The organism is Streptomyces sp. NPDC086777 (genome assembly GCF_040702065.1).
Lineage (GTDB): Bacteria > Actinomycetota > Actinomycetes > Streptomycetales > Streptomycetaceae > Streptomyces.
Genome location: NZ_JBFBJI010000103.1, coordinates 1 through 1,362 on the forward strand (window position 1 = coordinate 1; position 1,362 = coordinate 1,362).

The window sequence follows — 1,362 nt, forward strand, 5'->3', positions numbered from 1 at the left end:
CCAGGTCCATCTTGTTGACGGCGAGGACGACGTGCGGGACGCGTAGCAGGGCGGCGATCGCGGCGTGTCGGCGGGTCTGCTCGACGACCCCGTTGCGGGCGTCGACCAGGATCACGGTCAGTTCGGCGGTGGAGGCGCCGGTGACCATGTTGCGGGTGTACTGCACGTGGCCGGGGGTGTCGGCGAGGATGAAGCGGCGCCTGGGGGTGGCGAAGTAGCGGTAGGCGACGTCGATGGTGATGCCCTGCTCGCGTTCGGCGCGCAGGCCGTCGGTGAGGAGGGCGAGGTCGGGGGCGTCCTGGCCGCGGGAGGCGGAGGCGCGTTCGACGGCCTCCAGCTGGTCGGCGAGGACCGACTTGGAGTCGTGCAGCAGCCGTCCGACGAGGGTGGACTTGCCGTCGTCGACCGAGCCGGCGGTCGCGAAGCGCAGCAGGGTCGTCTCGGTGAGGCCGAGTTCCGTGGTGGTGGTCATGGCTAGAAGTACCCCTCGCGCTTGCGGTCTTCCATCGCGGCCTCGGAGAGCTTGTCGTCGGCGCGTGTCGCGCCGCGCTCGGTGAGTCGGGAGGCGGCGATCTCGGCGATCACCTTCTCGATGTCGTCGGCGTCGGATTCCACCGCGCCCGTGCAGGACATGTCGCCGACGGTCCGGTAGCGCACCTGCCGCTTCTCGATGGTCTCGGTGTCCTTCGGGCCGCCCCAGTCACCGCCGGTCAGCCACATCCCGCCGCGCAGGAACACCTCACGCTCGTGGGCGAAGTAGATCTGCGGGAGTTCGATGTCCTCGCGGGCGATGTACTGCCAGACGTCGAGTTCGGTCCAGTTGGACAGGGGGAAGACGCGGACGTGTTCGCCGGGGGCGTGCCGGCCGTTGTAGAGGTTCCACAGTTCGGGGCGCTGGCGGCGGGGGTCCCACTGGGAGAACTCGTCGCGCAGGGAGAAGACGCGTTCCTTGGCGCGGGCCTTCTCCTCGTCGCGGCGGCCGCCGCCGAAGACGGCGTCGAACCTCTCGTTGTGGATCTTCTCGGTCAGGGGCACGGTCTGCAGGGGGTTGCGGGTGCCGTCGGGGCGTTCGCGCAGGACACCGCGGTCGATGTAGTCCTGTACGGAGGCCACGTGGAGGCGTAGTCCGTGGTGTTCGACCGTGCGGTCGCGGTACTCCAGGACCTCGGGGAAGTTGTGTCCGGTGTCCACGTGCAGGAGCGAGAAGGGGATCGCGGCGGGGGCGAAGGCCTTCAGGGCGAGGTGGAGCATGACGATGGAGTCCTTGCCGCCGGAGAAGAGGATCACCGGCCGTTCGAACTCGCCCGCGACCTCGCGGAAGATGTGGACCGCCTCGGACTCCAGCGCGTCCAGGTGCGACAG

At 69.4% G+C, this 1,362-nt stretch carries 2 protein-coding genes; both read right to left on the minus strand.

From position 1 onward, the window contains the following. A partial coding sequence (locus AB0472_RS45975; RefSeq protein WP_366365670.1) for a GTP-binding protein occupies positions 1-472 on the minus strand: 472 nt, incomplete at its 3' end. Between the two features lie 2 nt (positions 473-474). Beyond that, positions 475-1,362, minus strand: an 888-nt coding sequence (gene cysD, locus AB0472_RS45980) for a sulfate adenylyltransferase subunit CysD (RefSeq protein ID WP_366365672.1), incomplete at its 5' end; no start/stop codon positions are given.